This window comes from Glaciibacter kafniensis, assembly GCF_039538945.1.
GTDB lineage: Bacteria > Actinomycetota > Actinomycetes > Actinomycetales > Microbacteriaceae > Cryobacterium > Cryobacterium kafniensis.
Map to the genome: position 1 here is coordinate 1,259,372 of NZ_BAABCN010000002.1, position 19,782 is coordinate 1,279,153.

Below are 19,782 nucleotides of genomic sequence, written 5' to 3' on the forward strand. Positions count from 1 at the left end.
TACTTCCAATCGGGCTGTGCGTGCAAGCGTTCATGCACACCCTGGTCGGGGAGCAATAGCGCATACGCCGCGGAGTCTTCTGGGCCGGCGACATCGTCCCAAACGAGCTTCTCCCGATCCGCGGCCTCAAGCACCGCCGCCACATTTGTGCAGGGACAAGCCCTACACGGCGATCTGCTTCCCCGAAGGCCCTTCGCTGCGCAGCCTGAGCACGAGCTTCGCGCTAGTCTTCCGTACATCTTCGACTACTTCTGCCGCGCGATAGGGCACACGGCAGAAGGATCCTACGAACGGTGGCGCTGAACTCGAATATTTGGTGGCGCTGAACAACGCTATTCAGAGAGCGAGCGAGTGGCGCTCAACCGCAATACTGGTGGCGCTCAGAAACTCTAATACTCACCGAAGCGGCGTGACGATGCGTGCGAAGGTGCCAAGGCGTAAGGCCTCAAGCAAAGCAGGCTGACTACGCAGCTGACCCGTTCTGAAGTTCCTATGGGGTCGGCCGCCCATGGCTAAGCCGAGGCCGTGGTGTCACCGGGACAATACCTCGACGTGCTCCCAGGAGAGCTTCATCCTTCACGTTTTCACTCACCGCCATGCGAGTGAGGATGCGCTTCTGCGTCTCGGCCGTCCAGTAGATCTTGAGATGTTGTCGTGCACGCGTGATTGCAGTGTAGAAAATGCTGTGTGAGATCCGCTTCTCGTTGGCGTCAGTGATGACGACCTTCACGCTAGAGTATTCAAGACCCTGCGCCCGATGGATGGAAACCGCGTAGGCAATCTGGAGCGGAAGTACCGTCGTCGCACTGTCATCATCATCGTCGGTATTGGCCCGCTCATAGACGTCGAACTGGACTACCGTTTCCGCAACCCAGCGAAGATCAGTCCAAGACAGCTCCGCTGGAGTCACCACGCGCTTGATGTCAACATCGAAGGTGATCTTGCCGGGCGTGCGCAGGATCTTGGTGATGATGCCCTTCATATTGTTAAAGATCACCGGTCGGAAGCGATCCGTCTCATTGAAGAGCACCGGATCACCCTCCTTGAAGGTGGCATCGCCCCAGACCACTGGCGGGTTCGGGTTGCTTGTTTGCATGAAGCGGTTGATGTTGTTGATTCCATACAGGCCGTCGTAGTTCAGGCAAAGTACGATCTCATCCGGATCGGCCCGCGTGAAGAGCGTCGCGTCGAGCACGGTTGAGTACCCGTTGGCCGAGAGCGACTCCTCGATTCGGTCGTCAAGCGTTCGGACGCGGTCCCACAAGTTCAGGAGACCGTCGTCCTTGGTCCGGTACGGCTCTGTGAGCTCGAAGACCGAGTCTGGAGTGACGTATGACCGGATAGTGCGAAACCAGTTGCCGAACTCGATCGACTCGATTTGGTAGACGTCACCGACGAGCACGAGCAGATCAAATGACGTGCTGTCGAGGACCTTGAGGAGGTCGGCATTTCCGACGGTACTGCACTCATCGATTACCAGCAGGTCGTAGTGCAGAGACGAAGTACTGCCGCTTCCCAGGTGCAGGTCAATCGTGCTGAAGTGCGCATCGCTGCTGTCAATCCGACTTCGCAGGTTGTCGACGGCCGTGTTTGTCTTTGCGAGGAACAACTGTCGATTTCCGTCGAAATAGTCGGCCACGTGCTCAACCATCTTGGTCTTGCCGGTACCGGCAGCGCCGTAGATAAGCGCAACCTTCGAATGAGAGAAAAGTCGTATTAGGGCGTCTGCTTTCAAGCCATCATCGATTTCGAGAGGGTTGGCGACTGTCCACGACTTAGCGTCGGTTTCGTGATTCGCGAGCCCTCCAGCTGCGATCGTCTGAAGCTTGTCGATGATGGTTACGGAGTCATCTTCGTAGCCCGTGATGAACACATGGCCCTTGTCATGGACGAGCTTCCGCGGCGCGTGTCGCGAGGTCGGCGGCAGAAGCTGGTTGTGCGTCGCAATGAGCTGGTCGATATCACCGAGGCCCTCAATTTCCTCATCGGGCGTGTAGATATTGCCTCCCTGCTCGACATTGTTCATGACCCGACGAGCGAGGAACTCATGTTCGCGGCCTGAGGTGTCGAGCGCGACGGCGAGATCGTAGAAGCGAGGAGTGTGGCGGCGCGGATAGCTGCAGAACGGCATGCGGTCGAAAGGGCGTGACATGGAGGTGAGGTACAAGTTCGATAGCCATCCGGCCCGATCGACGTTGTACTGACCGCGGATCAGCATGTTGTTCATGCCGAGCAGCAAATAGCGCAGTATTCGAGTCCCGGGCTGGTTCCCGCGGATGATCCTCCTAGTGCTTTCGAGCATCAGGAAGATTTCGGGGTCGCGCTTTATCCCGGTAGTCGCCCATGCCTGAACACGTCCGAACTCGGCGTCCGGCATATCGACGAGGTCGAGAAGCGTGAATTGCGTGCTCGTGAGGTACTGCATGAGGTTGCGGTACTCGATCTGCCCGGACTGCACCTTGGTGCTTTGCCCGAAGAAGCGAGCATAGTTGTTGAACTCACAGGGTCGGATCGACACTTCCCACGACCGAATGATGTTGATCGGCATCGTCTGCCCAAATACCTCAATCGAACTACCCTCAAGCTCCATATTGGCCGCGTATGTATCGGTGACATCGATGTCAGTGAAGCCGATGACGCGATCGAACTTGCTCGTCTTGTTGTGAGCCGGCGAGAAAGTGACCTCGTAGTAGATCCGCCTATTGGCGTAGAACGGCCGCGAGCTGAGAACGTAGTAGCGATCACGGCGCGGGCCGGTCGGCGGCACCAGCTCCGGCGCATCAATCTTGGCCGCAATCTTGTCGTGATACTCACGGAGCGCTGGATCGAGATCCAGCGGGAAGTCCTCCAAATTCTGAAGGATCACGATGCCGAGATGATCGTTTGCGATCTGTCGTACCCGAAGTAGGTACTCGTAGTACTTGAGCATCAGCCTTTCGGAGGGATCGCCGTCGAGCGTGTAATGCGAAACACTCACCTGCAGCATGGCGTGGAACCGCGTGAGTGGCCTGAACTGCGCTTTACTCTTCGCGTGGTTGCGAGCTGATTCAAACTGCGTCATGTAGTTGAAGCGCAACGCCGCATCACCGGTGTGAGCCCACACAACCATCGCCTCAACGAGATCACGAAGGTACTGCAGCACGTTCTTCGAGAGAAAGCCGCGATCGCTCGTAATCATGGCGATGTTGGCGTCGATCGCGTCACTCGCCGCTCGAACCTGTCCTTCGAGACTTGCCATCAGGTGTCCTGCTCCTCTTCAAACGCTGACCGGACCAAGCAAGTGAGATGACACCGTTCACTGCTTGCCGAGCTTCGGCTACTTGTACTTCTTGTTCACTGTGATCCGCGTCTCGTGCTCGTCGAATGTGCTCACGATTCCACGACTCTGGAGCTCAGCAAGGAGCTTGCGGTTGGCTTCGGTATTGGAAATTTTCGGCTTGTCGTAGCCCACAAATGTCAGCTGCGCGTAAGCGCCCCCGACCGTGCGTAGAAGAGCGAACAGCCGCGGGTCATCGAGCGCACCGAGGTGAGGCCGCAGCAGCGATGTCACAGTTCCCGCATCGACGCGGTCCGCAGCCAACTGCTCGATAACCTCAACAGGGAGCCCTCCGCGATTCGCAAGAGCGAATCGTGCAAGCTCACGTCGGCCGGCAGCGTCCCCAGCATCCGCATAGTCGATCGCCTCATCCAGAACGGCGAGCTTGACGGGCTTGCCAACCTTCGTGCTGACGAGCAATTGGCTGAGGTCATCGCCGATGAGCTCCGGGGTCATGTAGCCCTTGAATTTGGTCGATACTTGAATAGCTTGCTCGTGCGTGTCCCAGTTTGTGCTGGGCGCGAAGTGGGCGTATGTCTCTGCATCATCAACAACGACGCCATTCCGAATAAGTTGAGCGAAGAGCGATCCGTTCTCGGGCTCGACCGACGCGGCTTCGATCGGATCTTGTAGCCGGAGACTCTCGACGAGAGCGACCCGTGTCGCAGCGTTGATGTGCGCGCGTGAACTCAGGATCTTCAGTGCGAGTTGCACCTTTTCGGTCTCGACTGCACCGGTGACCTCCCCGATTGTGCCAGCCTCATTCAACACGTTTGCAAGATCCTCATCGATCAAGCCAACCGTCTCAACGTACGACATGATGTTGTTGAAGGTGGCGGGGAACCGATTAGACCTCGCCAGCGCGGGCCACGCCGCTTCCGGCGTATCCGAGAGGTTGGACACGCGGCTTTTGTCTGAGGCGCGGGCAACAACGTCATCGAGATGATTGGGGCCATGCTCGAGAACGTCCTCGATCACCGAGATGAACCCATCCGCCCCTACGTTCGTGGCGGCGTGACCGTCGACTGCGACGAGGTACCCAGCGATGTCGGTCAGCAGGTAGCCGTACACGTCCTCGTCGATTGATCGAATTGTGTCAAGCGCTAGGTCGGCTTCTTCCCCCAACGCTGCAAGCAGATTCGGTCGGGTGATCGTATACAGATTGCGTGCCACGAACGCCTTGCGCGCTGTATCGCTCAATACGCCCAACTCCGCCGGTTTGATTCCGGCCATGCCAAACACGATCGTGATGCTCACTGCCGTCTGCGCCGTGATGCGATCGACAGTCAGCGCCGGGAGCACCGTGTAGTTCTCAGCGAGGTACCGAGTCGTGGCGTCATCAGTGAAGTACTTCACTCCGCGAGCGAGGTTCGCGAGCGCATCGCTCACGAGCTGGAGCCGGGTAGCGTCGTCAAGTTCGGCCTGTGACACCAAGTACGGAAGCACACGCGCTGACTTATGCACGAGTCGCGCCAGGAAGAGGGAACGCTCAGTCCCTGCGTTTAGGTAGGCCTGCAGGAAGCGACGAGCGTCATCGCCGAGGCGTGCAATGGACGTGACCATAACGTCGGCCTTGTCAACATCCGTTCGCAGCAGGTGATCGAGAATCGCGATGTTGTAGAGCGCGTGCTCGCTAAGGGCGGCGGCGCCGCGCTCGCGCACGACGGCGTCGACGTCCGCACCCGACAGCTCGAAGTCGACGTCCATGAGGTTCTGCTCGACATGGTGAATGATGAAGTTCGTGGCCGCCGAGCTGACCCGATTGCCATGGAATGTCGACGTGTACAAAGTGAAGTTACGGTTGATGTGCCCTTCGCGAACGAGTTGGAACCCGAGGCCGCGGGTGAGAAAAAGCTCGGCTACGGAGTCGAGAGACTGCGCCACGTCCTCGAAGTCGACGAGGAATTCGGGGCGCTTCATCGCGGCGCCTATATCCGCGCTGCGTAGGAATTTGAGCTGCTCGAGCTGATCAGCGAGCGTTTCGTTCAGACCTTCTTTGTCCGCTGCTTCCCAGGCCTCGGAGTCAAGCGGATCGCTCAACGCTTCCGCGAGGTCCGACCGGACAAAGGACAGTGTGTTGTTGGAACTGTTGCGCCAGTTCAAGGTGGCCGACGGAGCCGTCGTAAACTCTTGCCAGAACTCGGGACTCTGCAAATCGGCGACAGTCTTGACCATGTTGCCAAGCCGATACTGCTGACCCTGCTCATGGCAGCCCGCTGCCCGAGCCGTGCGACCGATATGGGCAACCAGCGCATCGCCAAGTCGCTCGCTTCGCGACTTGGTGTTGCCCGCGCGGGTGAGTGCCGATCGCGTCGCACGCACGTCTCCCTCGATGCGCCGGATGTTAGTACTCACCAACTTTCGATGCGCGGCGTAGAGCTTGTCGAGCTTGCTCTTGCCGAGACGGATTGCTTCAAAGTCGCTCAAGTGAGTGCTCTTATAGAGCATCATCGCGAAGAGGTCGGTTTCGCTGAGGTCGAGTTCTTGACCGTCGCCCGAGAAGATGCGGTCGCGGAACACGATGAACTCATTGCGGACGTTCTTGAGCAGACGCATGTCTGGCACGAAGCGGCCCGCGAGGTCTATCAGATCCGGTGACACGTCGTTCTTGAGACCGCCAAGAAGCTGGCTCGCGAGGTTTCGAGCGCTCCGGTGGGTAATGAAGGGGACGACCGGGATCACCAGGTCGAAGAACTTGGTACGGTTCGCTCGAACAGCTTCGGCCTCCGCGGGGTCCGTGATGTCAGCGAGCGTCGCGTCTTTGCGTCCCTCTGATTCAAGGCCAATCCGGTCGAAGATACTGTCCTTGATTGCATAGACGAAGCGGATGGTGCGGTTGGTGCGGCTGACCTCGGGTGCCGCGTTCAGGAGAGTGTTCAGCGATCGGAGGGTTTCGAAGATGTGGGAATCGTTGAAGCGGTCGATGTCTTCGAAGATGACGACGTCGTAGTCAGAGGTCTCGAAGAAATAGACGATCTCGTCGAGATACTGGTCGAAGTAAGAGACGGACTTCTCGTCCAGTGTGACGGCGGCGGGGCCAGCGGAGAATGCCTTGATGTGCACACGACCGTGGAGCAGAAATCTCAGCGCGTACACGGCTCCGGTCGCCAACGCAAACAGGATCGGATATATCCAGAGCGCAAAGTCGACTACCGGCTGGAGCGTTGTCGTGACCGTCGCACCCCAACCCGCCAGCAGAAAGAGAACTGCCACAGCGAATCCGATGATCCCCGCAAGCACAAGTTCCCGGGTCCACTGGAATCGTTCGATGCGCCGGAATCTGGAACCAGGTGCGCGATTCGGCTCCTCGCGGTAGAGAAGCTGCTTGACGATCTCCTGCTGAATGCGATTCGTCGGCGTGGTCGCTTGGGCAGGAACCGAGTCATCGAGACTAGATATCTCGATCGGCGCCAAGGTCGAGAGCGAGAGTTCAACAATCCGACCAGATTCAAGCTGGGTCACCCGCTGCAGAATGCTGCTCTTGCCAACCCCGTAGTTGCCAGAAAGAGCTATGTTCCTGACCTCGGGCGTCTGGAGCGCAGAAATGATCGCCGCTACGTATGGGCCGTGTTCTGCTTCGAGGTACTTCGGGGTGAGGGGCAGCAGATCCCATGCCGCAGGCGTAGCCGAAGAGGCATCCGATTTCATCAGCTTCTACCTCTTAGTGGGCGCTTCTCGCATGACGCACGATTGGTATCGACCTGTACCATTGCTACTCGGTTCCGCCAGAGGCCAAACCGAAGAACCGCTCGAAGAACCTTGTCAGCGCCTCAACCACGTTCTTCTTCTTAACACCGTGCCCGCCGTCGGAAGCGAAGCGCGACACAGGCGGCAGGATCTTCGTGATGGCAGTCCCGCTCGTGCGGAGCTGGCCATCTCGGAAGGCTGATTCGAGGAACGCACGTGTCTGCTCGGGCCGGAGCTTCTGCTCCTCGATAATCGCCTCGAGTTCCGCCTCACGCTTGGCGGCAATGAACGCGCGCCATTGTTCATCGACGGCCCCGTCAACCGAGATTGAGTCGACAAAATTCTCAACCAAGTCGCGCTTGCTCCGTAGGGTCGGGCTCGCGTCAACCGCGCGGGTGATCTGTGCCCGAATTTCCTTGTCGTCACCATCGCCAAATCGCGATCGGTACTTATCGACGAGCATAAGTATGTAGTCGACGTTGATCTCGACTTGTTTCACAAGCTCGATCTCGAACACGACATCGTCGTTGATCAGTTCCTTGTCACCGTCAATCCTCGGGCGCCAGTCGGCGTACAGATCGAGGTAGACGCTGCGGTAGTCCTGGCCCTGACGCTCGGTGAGCGCGTCCTGGCCGGCGAATTCGTCGAACGACGTCAGGATATTCTGCAGTCGCAGAATTGCGCCGAACAGCTTGATGAACTCCTTCTGCGCAGCCTCACCGATGATCTGCTGCCCGAGCGGGTAGTCCTGGAGCAGCTCAGTGACCTTGTCGCTGTATTCGCCGTGATACTCGAGGTACGGCTTGAGCAGAACAACGCCGCGCGCGTCCTTGTTACCAAACAGTTCGAGCGCCGCGTTTGTCGCGTCTTCGAGGTTCCGGAAGGCGATGATGTTGCCGTACGTCTTCACCGAGTTCAGGATGCGGTTGGTGCGGGAATAGGCCTGTATGAGACCATGGGAGCGCAGGTTCTTGTCGACGAAAAGCGTGTTCATCGTCGTCGCGTCGAAGCCCGTCAGGAACATGTTGACCACGATGACCAAGTCGATCTCATGGTTCTTCATCCGCTGAGACAGATCCTTGTAGTAGTTCTGGAATTTGTCAGCCGAGGTGTCATAGCTCGTGCCGAACATCGCGTTGTAGTCGCGGATGGCTGACTCGAGGAAGTCCCTCGTGTTGCCGCTCAAGCCCTCAACGTCGAACGCTTCGTCGTCCAGGATCCCGTCGTCGCTGGCTTCGTTCGCGCCGTACGAGAAGATGATGCCGACCTTGAGGCGGCGATCCGGCGTCACTGACTCTTGCTGAGATTTGAACTGCAGGTAGTAGCGCTGCGCAGCATCGATTGAAGCGGTAGCAAACAGGGCGTTGAAGCCCCGGACGCGCTTCTTCGCGCGGATAGATTCCATCCGCTTGCGCGTGCGAACCGACTCGGCGACGTTGGTGACGATTGAGTGCTCGTAGCCCGCGACGTCGCGCTTCGTCTTCTGATCGAAGTGCTCGAGCGTGTACTTGACGATCTCGCCGATACGGCGCCCATCGAGAAGCGCATTCTCCGCGTCGATGCCAGCTACGTCCTTGTCGATGACCGTCCCGACCTTGACCGTGTTGATGTAGTCGATGCGGAAGGGAAGGACGTTCTTGTCCGTGATCGCATCGACGATCGTGTAGGTGTGGAGCTTCTCGCCGAAGGCTTGCTCGGTGGTCTTCAGTTGCGGATTTCCGCCTGTACCGGCGTTGGCCGAGAAGATCGGCGTGCCGGTGAAGCCGAAGAGGTTGTAGCGCTTGAAGGCGCGGGTAATGTCCGTGTGCATGTCACCGAACTGCGAACGGTGACACTCGTCGAAGATGATCACTACATGGCCCGAGTAGATCTCGTGCCCCTTGTTCGCCTTGATGAAGGTCGACAGCTTCTGGATCGTCGTGATGATGATTGTCGCGTTCGAGTCCGCGAGCTGCTTTTTCAGCACTGCCGTCGAGGCGTTCGAGTTGGCAGCGCCCTTCTCGAATCGCTCGTACTCACGCATCGTCTGATAGTCGAGGTCCTTACGGTCCACGACGAACAGCACCTTGTCGACGCTTGGGAGCTTCGATGCCAACTGGGCAGTCTTGAAGGAGGTGAGTGTCTTACCGGAGCCGGTCGTGTGCCACACGTAGCCGCCGGCCTCGAGCGTGCCAAGCTTCTTGTAGTTGGTGGCGATGTCGATCCGCTGCAGGATTCGCTCCGTCGCGACGATCTGGTACGGCCGCATGACGAGGAGATCCTGATCCGCCGTCAGGACGCAGTACTTGGTGAGGACGTTCAGAAGGGAGTGCTTCGCGAAGAAAGTCTTGACGAACGAGGTCAGCTCCGGGATCGGCTTGTTCTGCGCATCCGCCCACCACGAAGTGAACTCGAAGGAGTTGCTTGTCTTTTTGGCGCCCGCAGACTTCTTGCCTTCGTCGATGTGCCGGTTACGCGTCGTGTTTGAGTAGTACTTCGTGAGCGTCCCGTTTGAGATCACGAACAGCTGGACATATTCAAAGAGCCCAGAACCCGCCCAAAAGCTGTCGCGCTGATAGCGGTTGATCTGATTGAAAGCTTCGCGAATGTCCACGCCGCGACGCTTCAATTCGATATGCACCATCGGAAGGCCGTTGACCAGCACCGTGACGTCGTACCGGTTGGCGTAATTCACGCCACCCTCGCCCTGGCCAAGCTCGTACTGGTTGATGACCTGCAGCCGGTTGTTGTGAATGTTCTGCTTATCCAGCAACGTGATGTTCTTCGTCGAGCCATCGTCGCGCTTCAGGATCTGAACATGATCCTCCTGGATGCGGACGGTCTTCTCGACTATGCCGTCGTTCTGTCCGGCAAGCTTGTTCCTAAAAAACTCGTCCCATTCGCCTTCACTGAAGGTGATGTCGTTGAGCGTTTCGAGCTGAGTGCGCAGATTCGCTACGAGTTGCGCCTCGTTGGTGATGGGCAGGTACTCATAGGCCTGCGACTGGAGCAGACGGATTATCTCGCGTTCGAGGTCAGCCTCCGACTGGTACGCCGCGACCTGGTGCGCGTCCGGATTGTACTCTGCGACGACCGTACTCTCCGCGGAAACAGCGATCGGCTCATACTTGCGAACTTGACCGTCACTCATGCGACGAGCTCCTCGAAGGCCAGAAGGCGATCTCGGTAGTAAACGAACTGCACCTGACGCAACGCGAGCTCCTCCTCAAGGACGGCGATAAGTTCGGACGCCGCGCCAACTCGCTCAACGATCTCCCTCTGCGCTGCGAGCGACGGAAGCTCAATCTCAAATGCTTCGAACTGCTCTTCCTTCCAACGTCGACGGCTCTTTGTGCCACCGGTCGTCTCCGAGGCAGCCGCGTTAACGACGGCCGGAGTCTGGAAGTGAAGGTAGAGCCACTCAGGGATAACTCGGGACGGGTCCAGGTCATACGAGGGAAACTCATTCGATACCACGCCATGGGCGAGGTCCTGGGTGACGAGACCGAACGAGCCCTCGGTAACAAACATGCGGTTGTAGATAAACTGCCCAGGTTTCACTCGATAGAGCGTCGCGGCTTTGATATCTGACCCCAGCTTTGGAGCGCGCGCGAACGCGCCTTCCCCGTACCATTTCACGCCAAGATTTGTGTAAGTTGCTTCAGGAGCGACGCGAACTGGGTCGACATACTTAGTCGCAATATCGCCGATGCGGGTCCGAACGCCCCCCTCTGGATCCAAAGCTTCAAGCCGCTTCGACTTCACCAGCGCTCCCCGCACCGCAAGCCGCTGTTCCCTGCGCGCTTCAAGCTCCGCAATCAGTTCATTCTCGAGTTCGCTGAACGAGTCCAACAGCCACGCGATCTCACGCTGGACGTCCAGCGGCGGCACCGGGACTCGAATCCGCATGAAACGTGACTTCGACACGTTTATGCGCGTCACGCCGCTTGCGGTCTTGCGGATCTGTGACCTGACCAGCTCGCTCCGGAAGAGATACTTGCTGAATTCGGGCAGGAGGTCAGGCTCGTTGAACCGTAGCGCGAAGCAGAAGCTGTTGAGGTAAAGCGGCTCCACTGGCTCCTGAACAAGAACAGCGGACATCCCGACGTCCTCGAAGTTTTCGGATGAAACCGTGAAGACGACATCACCGGCATGGAGTGCGTTCTGGCGCTCGCCAACGGCGACTGTCACGAAGTCGGGCGCTTCCGCGTCCACGGTCGCGTTCGCGAATACGTTCTTGTAGCTGACGTAGCGCGCGTTGCCGCCAGTGAAATCGAGCTTCGACTTGCCGGTCAATCCAGAAACTGTAGTCGCGATCTCGGAGAGTGAGGCATACCGGACGCCGTCGGGAGCGAGCCGCTCGATCAGGTCACGAACCTTGCTCACGCGTCGTCCTCCAGGTCGGCGGCAATCTCATCGACGCGCCTCCGAAGGTCTGCCTGGCGCAGCACAACCTCAGAGATTGCTGCGTTCAAAGCCTTGATGTCGACGTCTTCGGTCAGGTCAGGCTTGTCAACGTACGGGGCGACCGAGAGGATGTAGTCGTTATTCGCGATATCCTCATTGCTCACGAGCTTGGCGAGGTGGTCTTCATCCTGACGGAGCTCGAAGGCGCCAAGGATATTCTGCAGGTGGTCGGGCGTCAGTTTATTCTTGTTGCCGACCCGATCAAACTCCGCCGAAGCGTCAATGAACAATACGTCGTTGCCATTCTTCGACTTCTTCAGCACGAGAACGCAGGTCGCGATTGTTGTGCCGAAGAACAGGTCCGGCGGCAGCTGAATCACGGTATCGACATAGTTGTTGTCCACAAGGTACTTACGAATCTTGCGCTCGGCGGCGCCGCGGTACAGGATCCCTGGGAACTCGACAATGGCGGCAGTACCGTTGACGGCCAACCAACTGAGCATATGCATCGTGAACGCTAGGTCTGCGTAGTTCTTCGGTGCAAGCACGCCGGCCGGTGCAAAGCGCTCATCGTTGATGAGCAGCGGATTCGTGTCACCATCCCACTTGATCGAGTAGGGAGGATTGGAAACGATCGCCTCAAACGGCTCATCGTCCCAGTGCGCCGGGTCGGTGAGCGTGTCGCCGTGGGCGAGATTGAACTTCTCGTAGTTGACGTCGTGCAGGAACATGTTGATCCGCGCGAGGTTGTACGTGGTCAGGTTGATCTCCTGGCCGTAAAAGCCCTGACGGACGTTCTCCTTGCCGAGCACCTTGGCGAACTTCAGCAGCAATGAACCGGAGCCAGCAGCCGGGTCATAAACCTTGTTTACGGCAGTCTTGCCAACGACCGTGATGCGGGCGAGCAGCTCCGAGACTTCCTGCGGCGTGTAGTACTCGCCACCGGACTTACCGGCGTTGGCCGCGTACATCTGCATGAGGTACTCGTAGGCGTCACCGAACAGGTCGATCGAATTGTCCTGTAGGTCGCCGAGCGGCAGGTCACCAATCGCATCCAGAAGCTTTACAAGCTTCTCGTTGCGCTTGGCAACGGTGGCGCCAAGCTTGTTGCTGTTGACATCGAGGTCATCGAAGAGCCCCTTGAGGGCGTCTTCACTGTCGGTGCCGAGTGCCGAGCCCTCGATGTTCTTGAAGACGCGTTCCAGCGTCTCGTTGAGATTCTCGTCAGCGGGCGCGTGCTTCCGCACGTTGGCGAAGAGCTCCGAGGGAAGGATGTAGAAGCCCTTCTCGGCGACTGTCTCACTCCGCCCGAACTCTGCTTGGATGTCGGCGAGGCTGGCGTAGTCGAACGACTCGTCCCCAGCGTCAAACTCGCCCTTGCTGATGTACGCGGTTAGGTTCTCCGACACGAAACGATAAAAAAGCATGCCGAGGACGTAGGTCTTGAAGTCCCAGCCGTCGACACTGCCTCGCAGGTCATTCGCAATGCGCCAGATAGTCTTGTGCAGCTCGGCGCGCTGTCCTTCTTTGGTCCTGGGTGTCATGTAGTTTTCTCCTGCGCGTAGATGCGCCTCAAGTTAAGTCTGCTCGGGTACCTTCTCACGGTACTGGGCAGCACAGACACTGGGTGCCGCGCCACGCGCCCTATGCGCGATGGGTCGCATGCGATCGGGAGCATGAACGCTCACACCTGACATCACAATCTGTCAAAAATTATTTAATGACCAGGTGTTTTAGTAAACGATATTGGTGCCGAGATAGACGAACGCAGCGACGACAACACACCGACCGAGCGCCCCGATGACGTCCCTCGAAGTGGCGGCGTGCGGATGCGGCGGGCGCGGTCGGACATTTCGCGCTTATGTCATCAGGCCTGAGCAGCAGCTACCAAGTCGATGCCTCATGCCACGCCTGGGCATATGGAGAATCTCGACGTCGTGGGACTCGCGGAATACCTCGCAGCGACGGTCGATGAAGCGCGGGCGCTGCACGCTGCGGTTGTTCCGGTGGCGAAGCACCTGTAGCGGTTCACCTTCAATCCTTTCGTGGCGCGACCACTGATCGACCTCGGCGCGACTGGCGTGTGGGCACCCCAGAGCATGCTCGTCTCCCGCGCCACCTTCCCGAGCAACCTCTACTACGTCGGGATGAAGTGGGGCAAGCCATTTGCCGACAACGTGGGCGTCCGCGTCGAGCAGTACGTCGGTCTCCAGTTGCGCCTGCTCGGCGGGGATCACGTCGAGGGCGAAATTGAACACGCGAGGGGACAGAAGTCCGTCGACTCGTTCTGGGTCATTGATCAAGCCGTGATCCTCTTCGAGTGCAAGTCCGCCCGCATGACACAAAGGCTGCAGATGACACCCTCGAGGGCGTCGTCGCACCCTCGATCGGCAAGAATCGGGCGCAGATCGATCGCACCGCAGGATTCATCCGAGACCGCCACTCTGCCTTCGCGCATCTGCCGAGCGACTGACCCATCGTCGGCATGATTGTGACCGCTGAACCGTTCTACCTCGGCAATGCCGGCATACTGCACGAGTACGGCGCAGCCGGCGTGACTGGTTCGCAGGTCGTCTCGCTCCGGGAGCTCGAGTATTTCGTCACGCTCGAGGAAGGCGAAGCTGCGGACCTCTTGCTCTCCGCGGCCGCGGACCCAGTGAAGCGCACCTGGGCGCTGTCGTCCGTCATGAGAGACCTTCGCCACCTCCCCAAGAACCCGATCCTTGAGCACGCATGGAACCAATACGGCTACATCGACGCGCTTGGCCCTGAAGTCGCTCCGACACTAGTCGAGCAGCGTTGATACCGATTGTTCACTGGCGCCCCAGCAGATCACGGGTCGATAGTGGAGGCATGGTCACGAACACGATCGCCGCAGACGCGCAGGTCTTCGAGCACGAGGGGTTGCTCTGGCGACCAAAGCCAGAAGCAACATCGACTTTCGAAGAGTTCCTTCACGCCCAAGGTCGCTGGCTGGAGATTTGGCACGAGACGAACTGGAACCCATGGCGCACCGACGAACTTGCGCCGGAGTTGGCTCACGTCGAACAGGTCACATCAGAGTGGCAGCGGGCAGAGCCCTCCTTCCGGCCACTCACGAACCGCCAACTTGGAGCGCGCATGGGCGAAATCACGCGGAGGGTGCATGCCGAACGTTTGGCCGACGAGGTGCGGTGGGAGCGCGACAAGGAACGATACGACTCTGAACGCGAGAAAGCCCGATTCGCCCTCCTCGAGCGGGAAGTAGTACAGGCGAGCATGGGACGCGAGCTTGCACAGCACCACGCCGGCACCCTGTTTCCAATGATGCCGGCGGATCGGCGCGCCAAAGAGGTCGCGGATTTGGAAGCGACGATCGAGCGGAACCATGCGGAGATCGTCCGGCTTGCCGCACTCGTCGGAGACCGAGAAGACGTCGTCGACGAAGAGGGCAAGCTCCCCCGCGATCGGCGCAAGTGGAACATCATCTGGTACGGCGTCACACGCCGGGATCAGGTTGAAGAGTTCAACGCTTCCATAGGATCACTGCGGGAGAAGATCGCTGAGACGATGGATCGCAGCGAGAAGTCCAGCCTTCGCATTCAGCTGTCGAGCGAAGAGCGATGTCTGGCAGGGCTCCTCGCCGTGCCCCGGCTCGAAGCCGAGCAGATGTGCGCAGACTGCTACACGCCGCAGTTTCAGCACGCCTCTGGCGGTGACATCTACTCGTCACGACCTTGCCCGCGGTGGCCGATGCATGCCGCGAGGATGGAGCACGTCTGGGAGATACTGCGCTCGGCATCCAAGCGTGCGCATCCCACAGCGCCCGAGCCACCGAAGCCGCAACCGCTGGCCACGCTGCCAGGTAGCCTTCCAATCTCCGAAGTGATCGAACGGCTTTCGACACTCCAGAAGGAGCATCCCGACGCGGTCGTCAAGCGCGGTCGTTCCAATCGCTGGGAGCTTTGGCCGAAAGACGCCTAACAACCTCGCCCTCGCAACGAGAGCGCATTGAGCGGTGAGCTCGACGCGGGCGTGCCCGGATGGAACGAACAAATAGATTGTCCGCCTAGCAACCTCGGCCGGCCAGCATGATCGGCTCGTCAAACGTGCAATTGAGCCACGGACTCAACATCATCGGCTTCCGAGCGCGGTTCGCGGTTTCGTTGGACCCGTTCGGTTACTCTCGTGTGTCCAAGGAGCACGAGACTGATCGGCCCCATGATGATGAACTTCAACGCGTTCCAGATGAGCAACAGCAGGAGCACGTTGGCCCAGCCGGGGCCACCGCCTGCGATCCACGCAGAGCAAGTGACTGCGGCGATCAGGTACGGCACGGCCAGGAGCATCGCTGGGATGCCCCATTTGCGCCCGCGACGAGTTCGGATAGCGTCGAGCAGGATGTTGGTGGGCATGTAGCGGCGCAGGAAACTGCTGGTGTAAACGCTGGCCGCCCAGAGAAGTCGGAACATTGTCTGGTCTCGCTTCACTCGCGTATTGCTCCGCCGAGGAGGCAGTTATATATGAGCGCCCGATGGGCCGTCCCGAAGGACCCGAAGTTGAGGAGAGCCTGCCTCACCCGCCACTGTACGCCCAGCCCCGCAGAGCAGGAAGACCCGCGCTGCTACAGGCTCGGCCCGACCCGTTCGGCACCCGCCCGACGGACACGCACCGCAGCGTCGTCGATACCGGCGCCCAGCTGTCGTGCACGCCCCATCGCGGATCGTGCATGGGCCGCGTCGGCGCGTTGGGCGGTGTCCTCGGCCGCAGCACCGAGCGCGCTGTCGGCAGTGATGCCGTATCGGTCGCGGTAAGCGGCAATGACGCGCACCTGTTGCCGCCACGTCTCCGCTTGCCGTTGGCTGCGCGGTGCCTCCCCCATCACGCCTATCCAGGCTTCGTGCAACTCCAACGCGGCGTCGACTAGGGCGATTGAACGCTGTTCGATGAGGTCACGTCGTTCGTCGAGCGCCTGGCGCATGTCCGCGCTCATGGCCCCGGTGGCCGCAGGGATGAGGCCGGCGATCATTCGCGGCGCGCGCCGGGTTCGGCCGGCGCCTGCGGGTCGCGCCGTCGCCCAAGCCACGCGTGCGTGGAGCACAGCGGCGATGTCGTCGGCGTCGGTGAACCCGCGCGCGGCCACCAGTCGCGGGAGCAACGAGTCCATGTCGTGGTGATTGGCCTCTGCGCGGCGCAGCTCGGCGGTCAGCGGTCCGAACGCGTCTGACGCGATTGCGTCCTCCGCGTCGGCATCCGACAAACCGGATGTCCGAACCAACGCCGACCAGCGGTCGTGCTGGGCTGCTGCGGCGATGGTTTCGTATTCTGCGGCAAGCTGCGTGATCGATCCCCAGACATCCTGTTCAGCCCCGATGGTCTCGTGCGCCGACAGCTCGGCGCCGACGTGCTGGAGCACCCCGTGGAGAACGCTGCGCGCCGTCGCGTCCGCCGTGTCGCCGGGATGCGGAGTCGAGTGGACCTCATCGGGCCGGTCGATCGCAACGTAGGCGATGTTCGACTCCCGACCGCGCGTGAGCGCCACATACAGGTTCTCGCGCGTGGTGCTCGGCTCGATCAGTGAGTGGGCGGTGTCTACGGTGAGGCCTTGGGCGCGGTGGGTCGTTACGGCGTAGCCGAGGCCAACATGCTCGGCCACATAGTCGGCGGGCAGATCGAGTGACCCGCCCCACCTCGTGCCGGGGCGTCGCACGGTCAGCGAACCGTCGCCACGCACGCCGGTGACGCGCCAGCTGTGACCGTTGCGCACCCAGTCCCGGCCCGTGCGCAGCCGCCTGTCGTTGCGACGGCTGATCACGATGTCGCCAACGGATGCTGCGGTTCCGTCGCGCAGACCAACTTCCCGGCTCGCATCGACGATCCCGTCGAGGATGAGGTCGGCGCGGGCACGCCGGTTTAGTTCGGTGACGGCCTCCCCGGTCTCGGCGATCAGCATGGACGCCAACCCGGCCGCCCGGTCCTGCCGCCACGCGGTGTACGCCGCGGTAGTCACCTCCTCGGTATTGCCGCCGATGATCCGGCCGTAGTCGCCGTAAGTCTCGATGGCAGCGGGCTGGCCATGCCGGAGGTCGAGTGAGGCGGTTTTCTCCCAGGCGTGGGTGAAGCGGTGCACGTCGACCAGTTCGGGGGCGTCGTCGCGGTCGCCGACGAGCATCGCGAAAGCCCCGCCCGCGTCGACGGACTGGAGTTGTGCCCAGTCGCCGACCAACAGCAGCTTCGCTCCGGCATCCGCGGCGAGTCCGGCGATGCGGTCGAGGGTGAGCGTGCCGGCCAAGGATGCCTCGTCGATGATGACCAGCTGTCCGGCGGTGAATGTCGTGCAGTGGCTGAGGTGGTTCTGCCACCACTTCGCGGTGTTCTCCGTGGCGATTCCCAAGTCATCGGCGAGCACCTGTGCGGCGACGGCGGATGGTGCGAGTCCGACGACGGAACCCGCCCCGTTGCCTTCCTCCCATGCCCGGCGCAGTGCGTTCATCGCCGTGGTCTTCCCCGCGCCCGCCGGGCCGACCAGCACGTCGATCGTGCGCCCCGACACCCCGACGGACGCCAGAGCGGCAGCCTGGTCCTCGCTCAGCAGCCGGCCCCGCGCATCCGGGCGCTCGGTGATCCGCTCCAGCACATCGAGCGCGATCACCGGGCCGCTCGTGTCGTGTGCGAGCGCGAGAAGCCGGTCCTCGGCGGCGAGAAGTGTCTCCGACGAGAAGACCGTGGAATCTTTGGGTCGGAACACACTCGAACCGTCGGGGCGTTGAAACACCGCGGGGCTGGTCGCAAGCTCGGGCGGTGTGAGCCGCAGGGAGGCTCCCTCGGCAGCATCCACGACCATCCCGACAACGGCCTCGCGATCTTGGGTGCTGACGAACCGCCATCCCATCGTCTGCCTTGCCGCCTCCGCGTACAGGTTCCACCGTCGCCACGTCGACCGCTTCTCCCCCACAGCCTCGACAACGGCCTGCCCGAGGTGGGCGACAACATCCAGCGGCATATCGTCCGCGCGCAGCAGCAAGGGAGTCTTCTTGTTGGTGACGGTGCGCGCCCATTGCGTTGCATCCTGCCCGAGCAGGTTGCTCGCGCGCTCACGCCAGCCGGCCGTCAAGTCGGCAAGCGACCTGACCTTCTTCTCGGGACGGGTCGTCAGGGTGGCCTGCTGACGTAGCCGGATGATCGTGGCGTTCGAGGGGTGTCGCCCGTGCTCCGCGGCCCATGCCTCGACGAGGCGGTGGGCCTCGGCGTCGATGTGCCGGGACCGGCTGGAGAACTCCGCGACGATCTCCTCGGGCACCGTCGAGATCGCCCAGGACGGATTGCGGTCACGGCCCCTCTCCCGCTGTTCCCACTCGACGCCGAGCGCGCGGCCGAGGTGGTCGGCGAACACCGCTTCGTGCATTTCGGACAGCGCGACGACGGCCGCGTGCATCGGACGCCCGTCGAGCGAACGCCACTTCTCATCGAACGCGGTGCGCACCTTGTTGCTGATGACGACGTGTGTGTGCAGGTGGGGGTCGCCGGCTCGGGAGTCGAAGTGGTCGAACGCCGTGGCGATCAAGCCGGTCACGTCGACCTGGGCAACGGCGCCGTCGCGTCCGGTTGCGCCCGTCCGGGTGGCTGCAACCTCCCGCTCCATGAACGCCACCATCTCCGTAACCGCGGCGTGGTGGGCGCCGGCGATGAGCGCTTGCGTGCCCGGGTCGGCGACCGCCCAGAGAACCGAAGCGGATTTCGGGATGGAGAACGTGAAGTCGAAACCTGCCACTGCTCGGCGCGTGCCGCGGTCTTTCTCTTCGACTTCGATTGCAGCGGATGCCTCGGCACGGTCGACAACGCCGAGAGCGCGGTCGAGTCGGGCGACGCGCTCGGCAATCCGCTCGGCGACAGCGGTGTAGGCCGGGTACGCCCTCCCGAGCGGTTCGCCGGTGAGGGGGTCGCGGCCCATGCCGACGAGGAGCTGCAGTTGCGACTCCGAGACGGGATCACCGACGACGATCTGACCGTCACCGAGCGACCGAACACCGCTCCCCAACCACCGGCCCGGCGGCGTTCCCGCCTCGGCGTAGTACCTCGTCAGTGGAGTCGACAGCGATCTCTCGCCATCGCCGGCCGCGACGGTCCGCAGCAGATACTTGTAGCCATCGCCCGCGCTCATCACCCTCATCGAAACCGTCACCGCGAACCCACCTCTGAAGAGGAGGTGCGCCGCCGGGGCCAGCCGCATCAGATGCGATCGGCCCAGGGCGTCCTCGATCTGCAAGAAGCGTGGCAGCTCGGTTGGTTCGCGAACGAATGACCGATGTACGCCAGCAAAGGGACAGCGGCGCGAGGAAAGCTTCAAAGCGTTTGAGCGCGATGGCGTCGTGCCCGGGTCCGCCGTAATGCGATGTCGACCGTGCGAGCGGCCC

Annotated in this window: 10 protein-coding genes; 2 read left to right on the top strand and 8 right to left on the bottom strand. The window is 60.9% G+C overall.

The window, feature by feature from the left end:
• Nucleotides 1–490 precede the first annotated feature (490 nt).
• The 6 genes from ABD791_RS06440 to ABD791_RS06465 form a co-directional block, all read right to left on the bottom strand.
• Entirely contained in the window at nucleotides 491–3,238 is a 2,748-nt protein-coding gene (locus ABD791_RS06440) for an ATP-dependent DNA helicase (RefSeq protein WP_345063586.1), read from the bottom strand.
• Between the two features lie 78 nt (nucleotides 3,239–3,316).
• Nucleotides 3,317–6,964: a YobI family P-loop NTPase gene (locus ABD791_RS06445; protein WP_345063589.1), complete on the bottom strand. Its 3,648-nt coding sequence runs from the start codon at nucleotides 6,962–6,964 to the stop codon at nucleotides 3,317–3,319.
• A 64-nt stretch (nucleotides 6,965–7,028) separates the two neighbouring features.
• Nucleotides 7,029–10,133 carry a type I restriction endonuclease subunit R gene (locus ABD791_RS06450; RefSeq protein WP_345063592.1) on the bottom strand — a complete coding sequence of 1,035 codons (3,105 nt, stop codon included), beginning with the start codon at nucleotides 10,131–10,133 and terminating at the stop codon, nucleotides 7,029–7,031.
• Nucleotides 10,130–11,368, bottom strand: coding sequence for a restriction endonuclease subunit S (locus ABD791_RS06455; RefSeq protein ID WP_345063595.1), 1,239 nt, complete (start codon nucleotides 11,366–11,368; stop codon nucleotides 10,130–10,132). The genes ABD791_RS06450 and ABD791_RS06455 overlap by 4 nt, the downstream gene beginning before the upstream one ends.
• A complete protein-coding gene (locus ABD791_RS06460) occupies nucleotides 11,365–12,933 on the bottom strand; it encodes a type I restriction-modification system subunit M (RefSeq protein WP_345063598.1) in 1,569 nt (522 codons plus the stop codon). The genes ABD791_RS06455 and ABD791_RS06460 overlap by 4 nt, the downstream gene beginning before the upstream one ends.
• Before the next feature lie 315 nt (nucleotides 12,934–13,248).
• Complete coding sequence (locus ABD791_RS06465) at nucleotides 13,249–13,692, bottom strand: hypothetical protein (protein WP_345063600.1); 444 nt, start codon at nucleotides 13,690–13,692, stop codon at nucleotides 13,249–13,251.
• Nucleotides 13,693–13,874: 182 nt separating this feature from the next.
• On the opposite strand from ABD791_RS06465, the gene ABD791_RS06470 reads away from it, so the two are divergent.
• A complete protein-coding gene (locus ABD791_RS06470; RefSeq protein WP_345063603.1) occupies nucleotides 13,875–14,192 on the top strand; it encodes a hypothetical protein in 318 nt (105 codons plus the stop codon).
• Between the two features lie 50 nt (nucleotides 14,193–14,242).
• On the top strand, nucleotides 14,243–15,352 hold the full coding sequence (locus ABD791_RS06475; RefSeq protein WP_345063605.1) for a hypothetical protein: 1,110 nt from the start codon (nucleotides 14,243–14,245) through the stop codon (nucleotides 15,350–15,352).
• Between the two features lie 119 nt (nucleotides 15,353–15,471).
• Here the strand turns inward: ABD791_RS06475 and ABD791_RS06480 are convergent, their stop codons facing one another.
• Both ABD791_RS06480 and mobF read right to left on the bottom strand, forming a co-directional pair.
• Nucleotides 15,472–15,840, bottom strand: a complete 369-nt coding sequence (locus ABD791_RS06480) for a sulfate permease (RefSeq protein WP_345063608.1) — start codon at nucleotides 15,838–15,840, stop codon at nucleotides 15,472–15,474.
• 152 nt (nucleotides 15,841–15,992) lie between these two features.
• Complete coding sequence (mobF, locus tag ABD791_RS06485) at nucleotides 15,993–19,538, bottom strand: MobF family relaxase (RefSeq protein WP_425562238.1); 3,546 nt, start codon at nucleotides 19,536–19,538, stop codon at nucleotides 15,993–15,995.
• Nucleotides 19,539–19,782 lie beyond the last annotated feature (244 nt).